Origin of the sequence: Chryseobacterium sp. JM1, assembly GCF_000737715.1 — a bacterium.
In the GTDB taxonomy this organism is placed as follows: Bacteria; Bacteroidota; Bacteroidia; order Flavobacteriales; family Weeksellaceae; genus Chryseobacterium.
Genome location: NZ_JPRN01000023.1, coordinates 1 through 19677, shown reverse-complemented (window position 1 = coordinate 19677; position 19677 = coordinate 1). Strand labels below are relative to the sequence as shown.

14 protein-coding genes are annotated in these 19677 nt (G+C 38.8%); 9 read left to right on the top strand and 5 right to left on the bottom strand.

All coding sequences use genetic code 11. The features are described 5' to 3' along the window. Window positions 1-3: 3 nt before the first annotated feature. From IW22_RS22515 to IW22_RS22490, 6 genes are all read left to right on the top strand, one after another. Window positions 4-1290 (top strand): DUF4252 domain-containing protein, encoded by a 1287-nt coding sequence (locus tag IW22_RS22515; RefSeq protein WP_034731656.1) that lies wholly within the window; start codon window positions 4-6, stop codon window positions 1288-1290. A 12-nt stretch (window positions 1291-1302) separates the two neighbouring features. Further along, window positions 1303-1803, top strand: coding sequence for a DUF4252 domain-containing protein (locus tag IW22_RS22510; protein ID WP_034731654.1), 501 nt, complete (start codon window positions 1303-1305; stop codon window positions 1801-1803). A gap of 14 nt (window positions 1804-1817) precedes the next feature. Next, complete coding sequence (locus IW22_RS22505) at window positions 1818-2522, top strand: hypothetical protein (protein ID WP_034731650.1); 705 nt, start codon at window positions 1818-1820, stop codon at window positions 2520-2522. 187 nt (window positions 2523-2709) lie between these two features. Continuing rightward, complete coding sequence (gene guaB, locus IW22_RS22500; RefSeq protein ID WP_034731645.1) at window positions 2710-4170, top strand: IMP dehydrogenase; 1461 nt, start codon at window positions 2710-2712, stop codon at window positions 4168-4170. 163 nt (window positions 4171-4333) lie between these two features. Then, a complete protein-coding gene (locus IW22_RS22495; RefSeq protein ID WP_051891357.1) occupies window positions 4334-7087 on the top strand; it encodes a chondroitinase family polysaccharide lyase in 2754 nt (917 codons plus the stop codon). 427 nt (window positions 7088-7514) lie between these two features. After that, a complete protein-coding gene (locus IW22_RS22490; protein WP_034731643.1) occupies window positions 7515-9392 on the top strand; it encodes a GEVED domain-containing protein in 1878 nt (625 codons plus the stop codon). A gap of 63 nt (window positions 9393-9455) precedes the next feature. On the opposite strand, the gene IW22_RS24075 is transcribed toward IW22_RS22490, so the two are convergent. The 5 genes from IW22_RS24075 to IW22_RS22470 all read right to left on the bottom strand — a co-directional run bounded on the left by IW22_RS24075 (window position 9456) and on the right by IW22_RS22470 (window position 14119). Continuing rightward, window positions 9456-9653, bottom strand: a complete 198-nt coding sequence (locus tag IW22_RS24075) for a KTSC domain-containing protein (protein WP_081874013.1) — start codon at window positions 9651-9653, stop codon at window positions 9456-9458. A 99-nt stretch (window positions 9654-9752) separates the two neighbouring features. After that, complete coding sequence (locus tag IW22_RS22485; protein ID WP_034731640.1) at window positions 9753-10442, bottom strand: T9SS type A sorting domain-containing protein; 690 nt, start codon at window positions 10440-10442, stop codon at window positions 9753-9755. A gap of 6 nt (window positions 10443-10448) precedes the next feature. Next, window positions 10449-11039, bottom strand: coding sequence for a phage tail protein (locus IW22_RS22480; RefSeq protein WP_081874012.1), 591 nt, complete (start codon window positions 11037-11039; stop codon window positions 10449-10451). A gap of 132 nt (window positions 11040-11171) precedes the next feature. Continuing rightward, window positions 11172-13034, bottom strand: a complete 1863-nt coding sequence (locus tag IW22_RS22475; protein ID WP_034731636.1) for an AAA family ATPase — start codon at window positions 13032-13034, stop codon at window positions 11172-11174. A gap of 14 nt (window positions 13035-13048) precedes the next feature. After that, complete coding sequence (locus tag IW22_RS22470) at window positions 13049-14119, bottom strand: DUF4407 domain-containing protein (protein WP_034731633.1); 1071 nt, start codon at window positions 14117-14119, stop codon at window positions 13049-13051. Window positions 14120-14432: 313 nt separating this feature from the next. Here IW22_RS22470 and IW22_RS22465 point away from each other — a divergent pair, with 313 nt between their 5' ends. The 3 genes from IW22_RS22465 to IW22_RS22455 all read left to right on the top strand — a co-directional run. Beyond that, a complete protein-coding gene (locus IW22_RS22465) occupies window positions 14433-16085 on the top strand; it encodes a T9SS type A sorting domain-containing protein (RefSeq protein ID WP_034731626.1) in 1653 nt (550 codons plus the stop codon). Window positions 16086-16091: 6 nt separating this feature from the next. Next, the gene (locus IW22_RS22460) at window positions 16092-19475 is read left to right on the top strand and encodes a hypothetical protein (protein WP_034731623.1); all 3384 of its coding nucleotides are present in this window, start codon (window positions 16092-16094) and stop codon (window positions 19473-19475) included. Beyond that, on the top strand, window positions 19472-19677 hold a 206-nt coding region (locus IW22_RS22455; RefSeq protein WP_034731619.1), incomplete at its 3' end, for a hypothetical protein. The genes IW22_RS22460 and IW22_RS22455, both read left to right, overlap by 4 nt.

The following is a 19677-nucleotide window of genomic DNA, read 5'->3' as shown; positions in this document are numbered from 1 at the left end:
CTCATGAAAAAAATATTCATAATATTCGCACTTGCCTTTTCCCACTTCTTTACGGTGTATGGGCAGGGTGACAAGTTCGACAGGCTTTTTGAAAAATATCAGGAAGTGGAAGGTGTAACCTCTATTAAAATTGCTAAACCCATGTTCGGCATGCTCAGCAGTCTTAATATTGATGATTCGCAGCTGGATCAGATCAAGCCGCTGTTGTCTAAAATTAACGGATTAAAGATTCTTATTACCGAAAATCCGGAGAAAGCCAATTCTAAAGAAGGTATTCAGGTGCAGACCCATCTGTCTCAGTTAAATAAAGATGTAGCTTCTTATTTAAAAACGCTCAATTATAGCGAAATCATGTCTGTAAATAGCTCCGGATCGAAGATTAAATTTCTTTCCGCCGAAGCAAAAGACGGAATCCTGGATGACCTGCTGTTAAGCATCGATGGAGGAAAAGGAGAAAATATCCTGGTGATGCTGGATGGGAAACTTTCCATGGATGATGTGAACAAGATCATCAATTCCAGCGAAACCAAAACCAAAACAAGTTCGGTAACCACTACCAGAAGCAGCCTTACCGCTGAAAGTAATTCCTCTTATATTAACGGGGAAGCAAGAAATGTCGGTGAATTTTCAGGAATTCAGGTGAGTACAGGCGTTAATGTGGTTTTCAAGCAGGAAAGTCCAACCAGTGTAAAGGTCATTGCCGATGCAGATAAACTTCAGTATGTGATCACGAAGGTGGAAAACGGAGTTTTGAAAGTATATATAGACAATAAAGGAACGAAGAATTTAAGATTTAGAAACTTAAGCGTTAATATTTCTTCCCCAAGAATGGATAATATCAAAGCTTCTTCAGGATCTAACTTCAATGTGGTGAATTCAATAAGAGAAAATAATCTTACGATTGATGCATCATCCGGAGCTAATGTACATGGAGATTTTAAAATTTCAAATTCAGTGGATATCGGGATTTCTTCAGGTTCAAATATCAGAGCGGGAATTACAGCGGGAACCATTATGGTAAAAGCTTCCAGCGGATCCAATGCAGCAATTGAAGGAAAAGCGAATTCAGGGATCATTGACATCAGCAGCGGAGCGCTCGTTAAAGCAGATGAACTAAAACTGGACAGCCTTGAGGCAGAAGCGACATCCGGGGCCAACCTGTCTGTAAATGTTTCAAGCAAACTGAAAGTAAGAGCCTCTTCAGGAGGATTGGTAAAATACAAAGGAAGACCTGAAATAGAAGCTAACATCAGCAAAACATCGGGAGGTACTCTGAAACCTATCGACTAAAAAATAACGGCCATGAAAACTTTAATAAACGTCTTTGTAGGAATCTTCGCAGTACTTATGCTTCAGTCATGTATAGCGTCTCGCAGACCCAATATCGATTTCTTTAAACAGTCGGGGTACGATTATAAAGGAGCCAAATTTGCAAGCTTCAATGTTCCGTTGTTTCTCGCTAAACCTTTTATCAAGAAGGCATTAAGAGAAGACGGCGAAAGTGAAGAAGTGATTGCCCTGATCAAAAAAGTATCGAAGATCAGAGTCATGACGGTAGATAACGGCAGCAAAGCCATGCTGAACGACTACTCCAAGTATTTGAATGACAATGATTTTGAAGACTGGGCTACCATAAAACACGACGGAGAAAACGTCAATGTTAGAGTAAAACAGAACGGAGAAACCATTAAAAATATGATGATCACCGTCAACTCAGATAAAGAACTGGTTTTTGTGGATGTGAGAGGGAACTTTACTGCAGACGATATTTCAAAAGTGATCAATGCCGCTACAGATAAATAAAAATCCCTGCTGCTATGGAAAAACTGATAAGAGAAGTACGTATCCTTAAAATATATGCAGTCTCATTAACGATTGTCTGTATCCTGTTTTTCATTCTTGCCTTTAAAGATAAAACATCACGTCAGCGTTTTGAAGAAATAGATGTGGAACGCATCAACATCATTGAAAAAGATGGTACCCTGAAAATGACGATCAGTAATAAAAAACGTCAGCATCCCGGAATGTTCAATAATAAGGATTTAAAGCCCAGAGAAAGAGAAGCCGGATTAATTTTCTTTAATGAATTAGGTGATGAATGCGGAGGCCTGGTATACGGTGCCGATGAAAAAGAATCGGGAATGGTGTATTCCTTTGATCAGAGACATACAGATCAGATCATGCAGCTTCAGTATCTGGAAGATGCTGGTGATAAAAAATCCAGAACGTACGGATTGAAGCTTTGGGACAGACCTGATAATTTTCCAATGGAAGAGATGATGAAATTTGAGGACTCTTTGAAACGTCTCAATGATCCGGTAGCCTCTAAAAAAGCATACGCCAAATTAAGACAGGAAGGAAAATTAACCAGTGAGCGCTTCTTTGCGGGAAAAACAGCAGCCGGAGATGTAGGTCTTTTTATCAGAGATACCAACGGAAAGGTGCGTCTTCGGGTCTATATTGATAAAAATAACCAAACCCATATGGATAAATTAGATGAAAACGGAAACGTGATTCAATAACAAAATCATCCTTCCGTAAAAGATATAACAAGTAGTTTCATACTATACTAATTATTTTGTACAGAAAGACCGTTCTTAATAAGAGCGGTTTTTTGATTTAAGTTATTGATTATTAATTTTTATTTAAACTATTGAAAAGGATTTTCATATCTCGTATAAATAACCTAATTTTGCAAAGAAAGTAAAGATGTCTATTCATAACAAAATTGTAGAGACAGCCATCACTTTCGATGACGTTCTTCTAGTCCCTTCTTATTCAGAAGTTTTACCTAACCAGGTATCATTAAAATCAAGACTTACCGACAAAATCACGCTGAATGTTCCGATAGTTTCTGCTGCGATGGACACAGTTACTGAAGGAGATCTGGCCATTGCTCTGGCAAGAGTGGGAGGTTTAGGTTTCATTCACAAAAACATGACGATCGCTGAGCAGGCTGCACAGGTAAACCGTGTAAAGCGTTCAGAAAACGGAATGATCTCTGATCCTGTTACCCTTTCTAAAGACCATACTTTGGCTCAGGCTAAAGAAACCATGGCGAAGTATAAAATCTCAGGCCTTCCGGTAGTAGATGCAGATAATGTGCTGATCGGGATTATTACCAACAGAGATGTAAAATATCAGGAAAACCTTGATATGAAGGTAGAAGAGATCATGACCAAAGAAAATCTGATCACTTCTGATAAAAATACCAACCTTGAAAAAGCAAAAGAAATTCTTCTGAAGAGCAGAGTTGAAAAGCTTCCGATCGTAGATAAAGACAATAAACTTGTAGGATTAATTACCATCAAGGATATCGACAATCAGTTGGAATACCCGAATTCGAATAAAGATCACAAAGGTCGTCTTATCGTAGGCGCAGGTGTTGGAGTTGGAGAAGATACGATGGACAGAATTGCAGCATTAGTGAACGCTGGTGTTGATATTGTGGCTATTGATTCAGCTCACGGTCATTCCAAAGGAGTTTTGGATAAAATCTCCGAAATCAGAAGAACGTACCCGGATTTAGACATCGTAGGAGGAAACATTGTAACGGCTGAAGCAGCGAAAGATCTTATTGAAGCTGGTGCCAACGTTCTTAAAGTAGGGGTGGGACCAGGTTCTATCTGTACAACAAGAGTAGTGGCAGGAGTTGGGGTTCCTCAGTTATCCGCTATTTATAATGTATACGAATACGCTGCATCTAAAAACGTAGCAGTAATTGCTGATGGAGGAATCAAACTTTCAGGAGATATCGTAAAAGCGATTGCGAGTGGAGCAGGAGCAGTAATGCTGGGTTCACTTTTAGCAGGAACAGATGAGGCTCCGGGAGAAGAAATTATCTTCCAGGGAAGAAAATTCAAATCTTATCAGGGAATGGGAAGCCTTTCCGCAATGAAGAGAGGAGGAAAAGAGAGATATTTCCAGAGTGAGGCTAAAAAATTCGTTCCGGAAGGAATTGAAGGAAGAGTACCACATAAAGGGAAGTTAGAAGATGTGATCTTCCAGCTTACCGGAGGTTTAAGAGCCGGTATGGGATACTGTGGAGCTAAAGATATTGAAGCTTTACAGAAAGACACCAAAATGGTGATGATCACCGGAAGTGGATTGAAAGAATCTCACCCGCACGATGTAATCATTACTCAGGAAGCTCCGAATTATTCTTTTTAGAATTATTTAAAATATATTCAAAAAATACCAATGCTTGATGTGTTGGTATTTTTTTATTTTTTTAATAATAAATAAGCTTTTTAGTTTATTTTTTCAATATAAATATCTAAAACAGGTTATTTTTAGATTTAATAGTTTTGTATGACTAATACAATGCAAAATTATGATGACAAAAATTACTTCTCTTGTTCTGCTGTTTTTCATGGTGTTGGGCTATCAGGCACAGCTTAGTGAAATCAACAATATAAAAACCAGGTATACGAATTGGTTGACCGATAATACAATATCCTCATATACACCGGGAATGGTATCCCTGCTTAACAGATATACCAATGGTTGTACCAATGCAGAAAATTATGTCAATACAAATATTAATTTTACGGCTCCGGGACCAGTCTGGAATATGACCAATTCTACAGACAATGGTGCTGCAATAAGTTTAGTACGTAATCAGCTTTTTTATCTGGTGATGGGGTATCATCTAAAAGGTCCTCTTGTGAATGGGCAGCCATCCAATACGAAATACCATAACCCCAATCTGAAGCAGCTTATCTTAAAGGTTTTTAAGTATATGAAGGATAAGGGAATCAGTAGCACAACAAATTTTAATTTTATCGAAAATCCACAGCAGGAATTATTGTATACCTATAATTCAGGTTTTGGGCTTCGGGCTCATATATATGGAGCCTGTGTGTTCTTAATGAAAAATGAACTTGTTGAGGCTGGTGAATTTTCTCATCATCAGGGAGTTTTGGCTAAACTAACTAATTTCATTAATCCTAATAATCCAAATTTTCATTTTACCTTTCCCGGATTTAATGCGGATGTAATCCGAGCTTTGATTGAGACCCGCCTCTGTTATGTTCTGGGCCAGGAGGATTCTGAATCCGGTAAATTGGCCAATATGGAATTCCTGAAAAATTTCAGTAATCATTCACTTTCCGTAAGCAATGGTTGGGCTGGAACTATAAAACCAGATTTTATGACATTTCACCATATGACTGCTTATCCCAACAGTTATGGAATGGATGCTCTTAACAGTATGGCTATTATGAATTATATTCTGGAAGAATCAGCTTATAAACTCAATGCCACGGCAAAGGCTAATCTTAAGGCTGCTTTGTTTGCTTACCCGAAATTTTGTGCAGATTATGAAATTCCCAGAGCGCTTACAGGACGCTTTCCGAACTCAACAGGACTTGGCAGAACTTCTTTTGCACTGCTTTATGCTACAGACCCGGTAAGTAATTTAGATGCCGGTAAGTTTTATAGAAGGATGCCGGATAATGGAAGCCCAGCTCCGTTAATGGGAACATTTATGCAAATGAAAATAGCTGCAGAAATCAATAATGCTGTAACCCCTGATACTCCCATCGTACAAGGTCATTTTGGATTTCCTTACGGTGGAATAAATATTCACAAATATAACGGCTATCATGTCGCTGTAAAAGGAACTAGTAATCAGATATGGAGTTATGAGAACAGTGCTTTTGAGAATATTTTTGGAAGGTATAATTCTGCAGGGAGCATGGAAATATTCTCAGCGGGAACGCCTAAAACAAGGCTGTCAAACGGGCTTGGTGTGGCAGGAACTAATGGTGCCGTGACGGATAACGGCTGGGACTGGGCGCATCTTCCGGGGGTAACAGGTGCTCTTGTTCCGTATACTGTGATGGCAGCCGGAACTCACCGTTTATTCAGTGGCAGAAGCTTTCTGGTGCATGCATCCCTGGATGACAATGAGGTGTTTGCTTTAGATTTTAAAGATGCTCATTCTGCAACCCCAATGTCTGCTCTGAAAACAGTATTTTTCTTTAAAGATAAAATGCTGTGTCTGGGGTCAGATATTAAAGATCAGGGAGGGACGTATCCGGTTCATACCACGCTTTTTCAGACAGGGCTGGCTGCTGTTACTACACCTACTTATATTGACGGAAATCAGCAAAGTGGTCTGGATGTCAACTTTTCTCAGTCTTCCGGAGCTCATTGGGCGACTGATGCGGTAGGCAATGGATTTGTCATTCCCACAGGTGACCTGAATGGGACACTGAATATTAAAAGGGGCACTCAACAGTCCCGAAACCAGGCTAACACAGCAGATACCCAGGGGAATTATGCTATTGCCTATATTGACCATGGTATCGCACCTTCTTCGGGAAGCTATCGCTATGGAGTCCTGTTACAGGGAGGTTCTTCCGGAACACAGGCTTTTGCCCAGAATTTTGCCAACTATTTTAATATAATACAGCAGAATTCGTCTGCACATGTGGTGAAATTCGTGGAGGATAATATCTATAATTATGTCGTTTTCAATCCTTCCTCTGTTTTTCAGGCAGATGCGGTGATCTCCCTGGATAAACCCGCTGTAGTGATGACCCAGAAAACCAATGCAGGGGAAAAAATAAAAGTGAGTCTTACCAATCCTTTGAACCTGCTGGCGGCCAATGAAAATTATAATTTCGGGCAATTAGCAAATGGTCTTAATCCTTATCGCACATCACCGGTCACTCCGGTGAAACTTACCCTTGCGGGAAACTGGCAGCTGGAAAACCCGGCAAACAATGTGACGACGATCTCCTCAGGCGGCAATACAGTGGTGACCTTTAATACCAAAGATGGCAAAACCATTCAGGCGACTCTTGTTAAAGCTGTTGTTTTAGGAACATCAGAAACAGAAAATAAGAATGAAATGTTTACGGTATATCCCAATCCGTCTGAAAATATCGTCCATATTGCTCTGCGTAATGATTCGAAAGAAAATCTGAAGATGTACAGTATGGCAGGAACAGATGTTACTTCCGGGATTTCTGTTCTTAAAAGACAAAGCAAAAAATTAGAGCTCAATATATCAAAGCTTATTCCGGGGGGGTATACCCTTTGTTTAGGAAATGAATGTAAAAAAATAATCAAAAAATAATTAAAGGAAATAGAGATAGAAAAAGCTGTACGGACGTGTACAGATTTTTTATTTCATTGGAGAAGAAGAAATTTACGTCCGATAGGTAGGTGTTATCTGTAAGTTTTCAGATACTGCCAGAAGTCAATATTTAATCCAAACTGAAATTAAATATGAATGTTACTGTATAATTTAAAAAATAAATTAATTCTAATATTTGGTTTAATTAATGAATTTTATTCAATTTATTTTTTATTTTAATTTGTATTTTTTGTTTTAACACTGTGGATTTCAGTTTAAAAAATTGTTTTTTTTACGGGATATTTGGTAAACACTTAAATATTTGTAACAAAAATGAATTTTTACTACTAATGGGGAATGTATTTATAGCTACCTGCTAGGGAGTAGTGAAAAATTCAATATAATTTATAATTAAAATATTTGAAGCATGAAGAAAATTTTCCTTTATGGAGTGATGTTGTTTTCTCTTTCATTATCAGCACAGCAAAAAAAAGATTGGTGTGATTTTGATACTGAACAGAGAGGACATGAAAAAGAGAATCATGAAATCGATGACGCAATCCGTAAAATCAGAAACCAGATTCTGAGTACTAATAAAAAAGGGGGTGCACAAAACGGGACTGGTTTTAAAACCGTTAATGGAGTTTACGAAATTCCGGTTGTGGTACACGTAATTGTACCTACAGGTTCTGCTATCGGAACTGCTTATAATAAGAGTGATGAGCAGATTCAGGCTTGGCTGGATCATTGCAACCAGATGTATGCCGGAACGTATCAGTGGGCTCAGGGAGTACCTGCAGATTTTGGAACGGCAGCAACAATGCCAATAAAATTGGTATTGGCTAAAAGAGACCCGAGTTGTAATGCGACCACAGGTATTGTACGATACAATGGGGGAACTCTTACAGGATACGATGCCAATGGGGTGAATCGTCAGGGTACTGCCGGTGTTACTACTGCACAGGTTAAAACCATTGCTCCACACTGGCCGGAAGCATCTTACTTCAATATTTACATCATGAATAAAGTAGATGGCGGAGGTGGTTACGGAATCATGGGATGGGCAGGATTGCCTCAGAATATTGATTCAGCGTATGAATCATTTATGAAATCGTTTGTGGTTACCCTACAGGATGATATTACTCTTGCGCATGAATTCGGACACAGTATGGGACTTCTTCATACGTTTGGGAACGCCAATGCAGAACCTCCGGCAGGAACTACAGCCACCACCTATTGTCCTGTACAAACAAATAATGACTGTACTAGAGATGATGATGGGGTATGTGATACGGAAAGATCAAGAAGTTTATTAAGTGACTTCCCTACACCTACCAATAATGATATGAACTATTGTACAGGCGCAAATTATCAGGGAGTTCAGTACAATATGATGAACTATACAAATCCTACAGCCTTCAAATTTACCAATGGACAGCATGATAAAGCCGCAACTTCTTTCTTTTTATTTAGAGGTTCTTTAAGTACTTCCCTTGGAGCTACAGCTCCTGGAGCATCTGCAACAGCTGTCGGGGCACCTATTGCAGCGTGTACACCTAGCGGTTTGGCGAATGCAGCTTCCAATAACTATTTTGTAGGACCTACTTTGGTTAAATTGGGAAATATTAATAATGCAAGTACGGGAGTTTGGCAAAATGCAACGAGTTATTACGTAGACTATACAGGTGCAAGCTGCTTGAGAGCAACTTCTACTCAGCTTTTGGTAAGCCAGCCTCAAAATCTTCAGGTTAATGTGTCCGGTAGTGAGAATGATGTAAGAGCATGGATTGATTTTAACAACAACGGAACATTTGAAGCCGCTGAATTGGTAGCATCAGGAGATAATATTGCCGCAGATCCCAGCACTCTAATTGGTACTTTCAATGCGACTTTTACAGCTCCGGCCTCTACAGTACTTAACACTCCGTTGAGAATGAGGGTAATTGTAGACGATGAGAATACCAACATGACACCTTGTGGACAGTTGAAATACGGACAGGCAGAAGATTACACGGTTAAATTTGTTACTGTTTTAGGAACAAGTGAAGTAAAAGCAGAAAACAATGATCTTGCTATTTATCCTAACCCGGTTGCGACAGGTGACAACGTATTTATCAAAGCTAAAAACGGAAAGAATTTAAAAGTTTCAATTTCTGATATGTCAGGAAGGCTTATTGCAAGCCCTTCTGTAAAAGAACAAGGAAATGGAATTTATAAAATCGACCAGCAACTTGAAAAAGGAGTGTATATGGTTCAGATTTCCAACGGAAAAGAAAGTAAAACTTCTAAACTGATCATTAAATAATCTTCAGATCATATAAAAAATGAATGCCTCCGGAAATGGGGGCATTTTTTTATTAGAGGTTGGTCAGCTCACCCTGATGTATTTAAACCTCCGCCTGATCACGGAATTCAGAAACCTCCCTTTTGATCTGGCTTCCCTGAATTTTTCAGAAATAGATAAAGGTGCTTTCAGATAGTCATACACAGCGCCGGACTGATAGATAATTCTCAACACTTCAGCCTCCGGAAAATAAATATATGAGTTCACAACACTTGATGGCATATCATACAGGAAGCAAAAATTATTCCTCACAAAAAATAGCCTCCGGAAAGGTCCAAAGGCTATATCAATAATCAATTAATGCTATAAAACATTATATCTCTATTTCTTCACGAATTTAAATTCATGAGATTCGAAATTTTTGGTAGTAATTCTTAAAACATAAACTCCAGCGGAAAGAGTAGAAACATCAATTTTCTGATCGAATGTATCTGTTTTTACCAACCTTCCGTCTACGTTATAAATCTGGATCGTCTGTCCGTTATCAATTCCTGAGATACGGATGACATCCGCAACAGGATTCGGGAAGATCTGGATTTTGGTCTTCGCCACATCCGTTGTTGCCAGTGAAGTGCTGTGTACATCACCTGTCATTGTAGAATTGGTTCCAGTAAGATTTCCTCCACACTGTCCGGCCGTACCGGTCGGTACTGCGTTTTCTATCCATGTTCCAAAGGTATTACTCGGAGGTCTTGGACTGGAGATGTTTCCGGTAGAATTGTAATAGATCAGCGTAGGAGTGGTAAAAGTTCCGTTCCCTTCATCTGCAAGGAATTCCCATCTTGTAAGAGCGTTGTTCCATTTGATTTTGAACTCACATGTTCCAAGTCCGCCACAAGGTTGTCCATCCACCGGTGTCGTGATGTAAATATTTTTATTATTGGCATCAACCCCGGTTTTCGAGAAAATAAAATTCTGGTTGTCGAACAGGTTATGACATCCATTGAAAGTGATGGTCTGTGCAGCCACCGAACTTCCAAGAACTATAGCTAATAAGTACAGAGTTTTCATGACTTATTAATTAAAAGATGGATAAATACCCTGTGTTGCAATGATGCATCTCAGCGTTACATAAGGCTGTCTGTTTTCATGAGCCTGGTTGCCTCCCGTAGGATTTACCATAGTGACCTTCATGGTGGTATTGGCATTGGCATCAGAATATTCTTTGTCTAAAAGCTTAGTGTCTGCAGGAAGGTTTCCTGTAGGGGTATTCTGGTTTCCTTCTGCGGTTACTGCATTTACGGTATGGCTGTGAGCTGGCATTTGCTGTTGGGTCAAAGTAACGCTTTCACTTCCTCCCATTTCCCCGATCAGATAGTTTTGGCTAATACCTGGGCCTTGTCCCTGAGATAGAGGCACTCTTCCTCTCATATCCGGCAAAGCGAAGGTCGTGGTTCCGTTTCCGCCATAGGTAGTTCCTAACAGGGAAAAAAGAGCTGTGTTTTGTGCGATAGACATGATCTGCCCGTTGCAGTCTGCCCATCCTACAGGTGTTCTGTTGTAAGGAACGAAAATGATCTGTCCAAGATAAGGTTCGATTTGTGCTTTTAAAGCAGATGAAAATGCGCTGCTAACAAGCAGTATGCATAATAGAATCAAGTTTTTCATGATGATTAGTTTTGTTGGTGTAAAATTATAAAATATTTTCAATAAAATAATTATGAAAAGAAAAAACCTTTCAGAATTAGCTGAAAGGTAAGATTATATTAATGTAAACTTGTGGTATGTTAGATTTTTCCTCTATTGGCCAAGCATTTTATGATACTCTGCAATATGAAGGTAGCCTTCTTCCTTTATGCTTACATCAAGGTGATGTTTTCTGGCTGTCTCATGGATTTCCTTAGGCAGCATGCTTCCTTTTTTGCTGAGCTCAATACTCATATCTTTCAGAAGATCCAAATGAAGAATAAGGTCTTCTCTCGTCTTTTTGGCCAGATCCTGCATCAGTTTCTCTATTTTTTTATCGGTAATATGATGCTGCATGCGGTGAGGATATTCTTCAAAACTGTAGACAGCCTGGTACTCTTCATCAAATCCGTATTTTCTGATATAATCGGAGGCCAGTATGGTTGCCTGCTCTCTGTCGTGGCTTCTTCCTATGCTTGCATTGTTTTCGCCAAATATAATTTCTTCGGCAATTCCTCCTGCGAGATAAATTTTGACTCTGTCCAGAAGGCTTTCCTTAGTATCATGGATCTGATGGGGGAAAGTAAATCCGGCGGCATAACTGCTGGCCACCTTGCTCTTCAGCTGCAATGGAGCAAAACCGGTATACAGCATATAACAGACAGCGTGTCCGCATTCGTGAACGCTGATGTTGGCCACGGCATCTTGTTGATTAGACTGGCGGATACTGTCGATTCTTCCAGTATAAGGGATATCAATGATTCTTCCGCCTACTTTTCCGGAAATCTTTTTCTCTTTGACATGATAATCGATTTCGATGGTTTTGTCATCATTGGTGATGGCTTCAAAAAGAAATTTGCTGAGGTTCGTATCCAGAATGTCCACAACGCTGCTGAATACAGGACGTACACCCTGAACTGGGAAAACTCCGTTTCTGTAAATCAGCTCATTGATGTTATTAGTGATTTTTAAACTGATCCCGAACTTTGATTTTGTCTTTGTCTTAAGATTATTGATTTCCCTTTGAACCAGATGCTGAAAATCTTCCGTCTTTAATGAAAAATAGATCAAATGAATGTTTCCGAATCTGGCTACCTGCTCAGGACGAAATTTCCTTGATAGTGCATTCTTTATATCAACCACGGTGATTTTCTTTGTAAAGGCGTGATAAATATTAGCATCAATGTCTGCTTCGCTCGTCTCGCGGGACATCTGAAAAGCCTCATCCAGATTTCCGCTGATGATGATCAGCATTTTGCTGTAGTCTACCGGCTCATAGATTTTTTTCTCTTTCTGCTTTTTAAGGATCAGCTTGATCATATCCTCCTCTTTCATATCAATGATGCTCATCACATCATCTTCCATGCTGAGGTATTTCTTAAGTTCTTTGGCATCCCAGAGATTCAGATACGGATTTTCATCCATTTCCGTTTCGCCGTTCTTTTTGCGTCTGTCATTTTCTTTTTTACGCAGAAGATAAGAGAATAGATAATGCTCAAGATCATCGCGTTCCTTTTTACTTAGTTTCCCGTCACTCAGAAGTTCCCAGAAATCAGTGAACTTAGTCTGTGGTACCGGAGTGCCGTCAGGATCTATAGTATTAAAGCGCTGGATCTCATCAAAGAGAACGATGCTCGGCTTTTCGTCATTGAGGCGGTTGCTCTGCAAAATATCGGAAACACTTTTGCTCCATGTGGTTTCATCGCTGTTGCTTAGTTCTATCTCTGCAAAACGGTTCTGAAATTCCAGAAACCGAACGGTTTTTCGCACCAGATCCGTCTTTCCTACGCCTGTCATTCCCCATAGATTGATCACCACAGGTCGTGTCAGGATTTCCGGCATCAGGTACCAGATCTGGATGTACTCCATTAAATCATCAATAATCTTATCAATTCCGATGAATTCTTTTTTCAGAAATGCTTTGCAGTCGTCCAGCTTCTTCTTTTTCTTCTGGATCTCTTCTTTATCAATAATCATGCGTGAAAAATACGCTATTTTTTTAAATTATCCTTAAAATCATCAATTCTGAAATCAGTCAGGGCATTTCCTTTCTCTATTTTTTCTTTGGAATAAAGCCTGAAATCGTTTTCCGTCTTTTCTAAAAGATGATCATAAGGACCTACATGGGAAATCAATTTAACCAAAACCGGAGAAATTTCAAGGCATATAAAAAGCCCCATAATGAAAGCTGCTGCCAGTCCTATAATTGCGGAATTCTTCCCAAGTTCATCCAATGCCTGCAGTCTGGCTGCAAACCCGTTGAATTTATCTTCAAAGGTTTCCGAAGATTTTCTTTCCGTTTCCAGATTGGTATAGACTTTGGAAATTTCTTTATCTAAATATTCCACTCTTGGGGCATTTTGTTTCTGAAAATTTTCCAGATCCAGACGGCGTTGTTCCTTCAGTTCCTGCTTACGTTTTGCATTAGGACCATAACCTTCCTTTCCACTGGTCAGCCCGGATTGTTTCCCAAGAATTTCTTTTTCAAGTTCTACAGCAGCAGAGTCATAAGCCTTCTGATACTGAATGGTTTTTTCAGCTATCTGATTTTTTTCTGTTTCAAACGGACCGCTCTGCTTCAGGATTCTGCCACTCATTTCACCCTCAAGCTGTTTTTTGTTTCTCTGAATAATGGTATTCAGCTGTTTGTTTACCTCTTTTTCAAAAATTTTAAGTTCCAAAGGTTTCGAAATAATAATTCCCAGGAAAGTAGCCAAAATCAGACGCGGAATCGCCATCAGAATCTGATTCCACCATGTTCCTGTTTTTTTGATGGAAGAAACGATATATCTGTCCAGATTAAAGATCATTAATCCCCACAGGATTCCAAATCCTACAGAAGTCCATACATTGTCAAATACCGTATACATGGCATAGCCGGCAGACAGGGTAGCAAACACTGCGGTGAACAATACAATCCCTCCAATTCCGGAAAATTTATTCCATTCACTGGGGGTCTTTCTTAAAATATGAATGTTTCCTCCGGAGCATACCATCAGAAACTTCTGGAACCAGTTTATTTTATGATTCGCTTGATTTATAGTTTGTTGGTTTGTTTTCATTAGTGAAAATTTATACAAATGTAATACTAAAAATCATACCAATGTAAAAGATAGTATTATGTTTTGCCAAGTAATTAAATCAAAACATTTAATTACTTGATTTACATTGTTTTATTTTGACCGTTAATGTTATTTAAAAATACGTCAGTTTCTGTCGTGTTGCAGGCTAATTTTGTTAGCCAAATAGATGATTGTAATTGAAAATATATTAGATAAAGACAACTTATATTAAATCTCGCTGAGGGGATTTGATTGGGTGTTAAAAAGAGTTAAATTTATCGCATTATTATAAAACTAACTTAAAACACAAACAATGAAGAGATTCTACTCTTGTGCATTTACTTTATGCACGCTTTTGGGGCTGTCTGCCCAGGAAGTATTGTGGCAGAAAGACATCAGGTCTTCTACACAGAATTTTCTAAGCCAGGTGACCACGACTATTGATCAGCAATATCTTGTTTTGGGAAGTTCAATTCAGGGAGGTTCCCTTCGAGAGCCTCAGGGAACAGGAAAGAAGAACAATGGTTACGATTTTCACTTAATCAAACTGAACCAACAAGGTGAGCAGGTCTGGGAAAAATATTTTTCAGGACAAAACCATGATTATCTGTCAGCTTCCGTAGCTACTCAGGAAGGAGGGTTCCTTTTGGCCGGAACTTCCTATTCCGGGAAAGGACTGGATAAAAAAGAAGATTGCAAAGGCGGATCTGATATCTGGCTGATCAGAATCAATGAATTCGGAGATGAGCTTTGGCAGAAAACATTGGGAAGTTCTTCTGATGAGGAAGCGCGATCTGTTATTCAAAGTACCGATCTTGGATTTTTTGTGGCAGGAAATGTTCAAAACTCATCTAAAGGGTATGGATCAAAAGATGTTTGGATTTCCAGATTGGATAAAACCGGAAAAATACTTTCTGAAACTGTTCTGGGCGGAAAAGGTTTGGATGAGGTTGAGAAAATGATTCCTACGAGGGATGGTGGAGCGTTGTTGGGAATTTACTCGAGAAGTTCCGGGATCCGGGTTTCGGGTTCCACGGATAAGTCGTCTTCGGCAACCTCGTATCCCGTATCCCGAACCGCTAAGTCTACAGAAAATTTTGGTGAGGGAGATTATTGGATCGTGAAGCTCGACAAAACCGGGAAATTAGAATGGGAAAAGAACTTTGGAGGAAAAGGGGATGACCATATCAGAACATTGGCCTTAACATCGGCTGGATATGTAATAGGTGGAGAATCCAAATCTGAGAGGTCAGGGAATAAAACCGTAGGCATTGAAGAAGGAACTGATCTGTGGCTAATCTCGCTTAACGAAAGAGGAGAAGAGATCTGGCAGAAGTCTTACAATTTTGGGAACCGCGATATTCTAATGGGAATGAGTGTGATTAATCAGAGTCAAGATTCAAGAGCCAAGAACCAAGACCTTACCATGGGAATTCTTTTAGGAGGCTACACTCAGGCAGAAGGCCCTTCAACAGGCTCCCATGATGAAACGTTCTGGATGCTGTATCTGAATCAGGACGGAAATGAGCAGTGGAGAAAATATGTGACAGGAGAATCCAGAAAGAAAGAAGAAAGGCTTTCGGATATAAAACTGAACAGAGATGGCTCCATCATTCTGGCAGGGACCAGCGCAGAGGAGCTAGGAAAAGAGAACTGGAAGATTGTGAAACTGGCAGACAGCCAGATCAATACATTAATTGAAAAACAGGATATTAAAATCTATCCGAATCCGGTATCCGATTATGCTTATGTAGAAATAGGCTTTGAGCCTTCGACAGGCTCAGGGCAAGGTTTTAAGGAAGCAGATATTATCCTGTATGATATGGGTGGAAGACAGCTTCAGAGCCTGAAGACAAAGAATAAAGTAACCAAGATCAATACCCAGAATCTGATTCAGGGGGCATATCTGGTGACAGTCAAGACAGATAATAATAAAACAGCAAGTGCAAAACTGATTAAGAAATAAACTAAGATGAAAAAAATAATATTAACTATTACGAGTCTTTCGTATTTAGTTTGCTTTGGACAAAATTATAGCAATACTACAGATGCTCCCTATAATGTAATTCCTCCGGCGCCTGAATCATTTTATAAATCCCAGTTTGGAAATACGGATATCAACGACTTCAGAGGTGAGCCAATGGTGAATATTCCTCTGTTTTCAATCAATCATGGAGGTATTCCTTTCGGTTTGGATCTAAAATACATTAAAGCGGGAGTAAAAGTGAATGATATTCCTAACAGTACCGGAATTAACTGGGTTTTGAATACGGGAGGCATTATTACAAGAACAATCAATGATATTGCAGATGAAAAAGTCGTAAGAGAACTATTTCCTCAGCTTCCCAGCATCAATATGTCTACTCCCGGAGAATGGGGAGCCTATATTTTGCAGAATAAAGATCATCAGACAGATCTGTTTAATTTTACGGTAGGAAACTATTCAGGCAGCTTTTTTCTGGATCAAAACTTTCAGCCTGTAATTCTAACAAAAGATAACAACTGTAAGGTAGAAGTTGTAGGCTCGTTCAGCCAGAGTTATCAGTTTAAAATAACGACCAATGACGGAACGGTCTACCATTTTGGCGGAACCGGATTTACAGAAAAGACTTTCAATAAGGAACAGGCATCAACAGCCGGCGTAACATCATTTTATTTAAAAGAAATCACCAGTAGCAGGACCAGCGAAACCATCAAATTTGAATACGAAGATGTAGGTGTTTTAAGATCCGTGCCGACAGATATAGTGGAAAGCTATAATTCAGCTATTACTGTCGTTGAAGAACCTAGCTGCGGGGGACACCCAACTCCTTCCAGCGATATTCAGCAGACCAATGTTTTCTTGAAAATTTCTGATCCCAAACGACTAAAAAAAATTCTTCTGGATGATAAAATTCTTTCTTTTGATTATTCTGATGACTATGTCCTGTATAATAAGCTGAACAGCATTAATGTTAAAATTAATAATACGCTGGTCAAGAAATTCGGTTTCAGTTATCTGGATAAACTCAATTTTAACAATACTAAGGTACTGAGGTATTTTTTGACAGGGATTAAATTTTATGAAAACAATGACCCAAATGTAACGCAGGAGTACCGCATGGAATATAACAATCCTTTGGAAATGCCTGACAGAATGTCTAAAGAAATTGATTATCTGGGATATTATAACGGGAAAACTAATTCCCTGCAAACACTTATTCCTAATACCAATCTTTTTGATAATACCAATGTTCCTGCATTTAATACTTTTGCAGACCGAAGACCTTTTTCCGAGCTGGCAAAATACGGATCTCTTACCTCCATTACTTATCCTACGAAAGGGAAGACTTTATTTGAGTACGAGCCCATTGCAGAAGCTCCTAAAAATGATGTAATTACAGTGTCCATAGATGCGATCCATAGAACTGATACTAAAGATTTATTTCCGTATCAATATTTAGGAGGAGGTGTCCAGTATAATTTTGTTCTGTACTCTATGGATCAAAATATAAGCAATCCAGTTATGAAGGCCAGGGCAGTATTTAAAGTTCTTGATGAACTTAATAATGTGGTATACACTTCTCAGAAACTGACAATTAGTAAGGCAACTGTTGATTTACATGCAAACATTGAAGGAAGCCTTACACTTGATCCTACTAAAAAATATAAATTTTTATTGGAAATTTTGGATAATTTATGCAGCAATTGCGAGGGATATGTAGATATAAAACTGAAAAAGCTGGACGCAGAAAACGGGCCGGGAGTGCGTCTGAAAAGACAATATGATATTAATGAAAATGGTATCGTAAACGTTAAAAGGGTGTATTACACAAGCTATGCTGATATTCCGGATATAAGAAAGAATAATAGATTTTTTGTTCCGGATTTTAAAAGCTATTTTCTTATGCAGTCATTGACGCCTAACCCTAATACAGCTACTAATTGCAATAATGGAACCGTAAGTTACTCAGGATCTTCCTCTATGGTGGAAAACATTAAATCTACCCCTTATTTGACTTCAATGGAAAATTTGGGAGTGCTCAATCCGGATGACGATGATAATAGTTATTTTAACCTGAGTGACCCTATGTATTCCAACATTACTTTAAGTTTTGGAGGAGATAATTTTGAAAAAGGAGGTGAAGAAAAGAAATATTACATAAAGAAAAGATCGGGAATTGAATTTGATCTTTTTGTTCCTCATTTTACTCAACTGGGAACTGATCAGGCATTTATTAAAACTGAAGGAAATTTATCTGCATTAAGTGAATCGGTGAAGAAAAGGTTTCACAGGTCTTATTCCTTTTCAAATGTAGATGGAAAGCTTCTGAGTGACAAAATATTTAAAGTCCAGAATAATGCAGTCAGCTATCTGAAAACTACCGAAAACAAATACAGTTTTAATGAAGTAAAAAAAATACATAATATTTTAGGATCAGATATTTTCCCCACAAGCGCAGGAGGGCCATATCAGCTTAAAAATAAACTGATCTCATCATATCCTATGATGGTTGATGAGGTTTTATTATCTGAAACAATAGCTACTGATTTTCCAAACCCAAGCAATCCGGCTACTACTATTGTTAAAACCATTAAAAATTTATATTTAAATCCCAATAATCAGCTTAGTAAACAGACTGTAGAATTACCGGGAGGCAATATTATAGAAACTTCCTATCAATATGCCTATGAAAAGAATAATCAGAAACTGATAGAAGCCAACATGATCAGTATTCCATTGGAAACTAAAGTTATAGAGAAAATCAGCAGCACAGATGCAGGGAAAATGATTTCCAGATCAGAGACTATTTATCCGGATCAGAGTAATTATCCTACAGCGCAGGCCAGATATCTTTTGTTGCCACTTTCCGCAGTTGCTTATAATGTGAAGGATAATAGTCCGTCCACAGAAATGACTTATGACTGGTATGATGAAAAAGGAAATGTATTACAGTATACTACTAAAGATGGTGTTCCAGTAACGATTATCTGGGGATACAATAAAACCCAGCCTATTCTGAAAATTGAAGGTGTTGATTACAGAAAATCACTTGGTTTTCCAGGACTTGCTGACCTTATTTCCGCTTCTGACAAGGATGCAGATCCTGCAAAGTTTAATCTATCCCCTGAAAATACTGAATCCACACTCATCACAAAACTTGATCAGTTTCGAAATAATGCAGAGTTGGCCGGTTATATGGTAACTGCTTACACTTATGATCCATTAATCGGTGTGAGAAGCATAACCCCATCATCCGGTATCAGAGAAATTTATAAATACGACACCTCCAACAGGATTGAAAAAGTAATTGATGTGAATGGAAAAGTGCTGAAAGAATACCAATATAACTATAAAAACTACACACAACCATGAAAAAAATAATCATTCCCATCGGGGCTTTGCTGATGGCTCATTCCGTGAATGCCCAGCTTACCCAGGGAGAAAACTATGTGTATTCTAAATCTTATCTTGATTATAATGCAGGCGGCCAACCGACAAAAACTTCAGAAACCGTTCAGTATATAGATGGTCTTGGAAGACCTAAACAGGTGGTGAACATAAAAGCTTCTCCTTT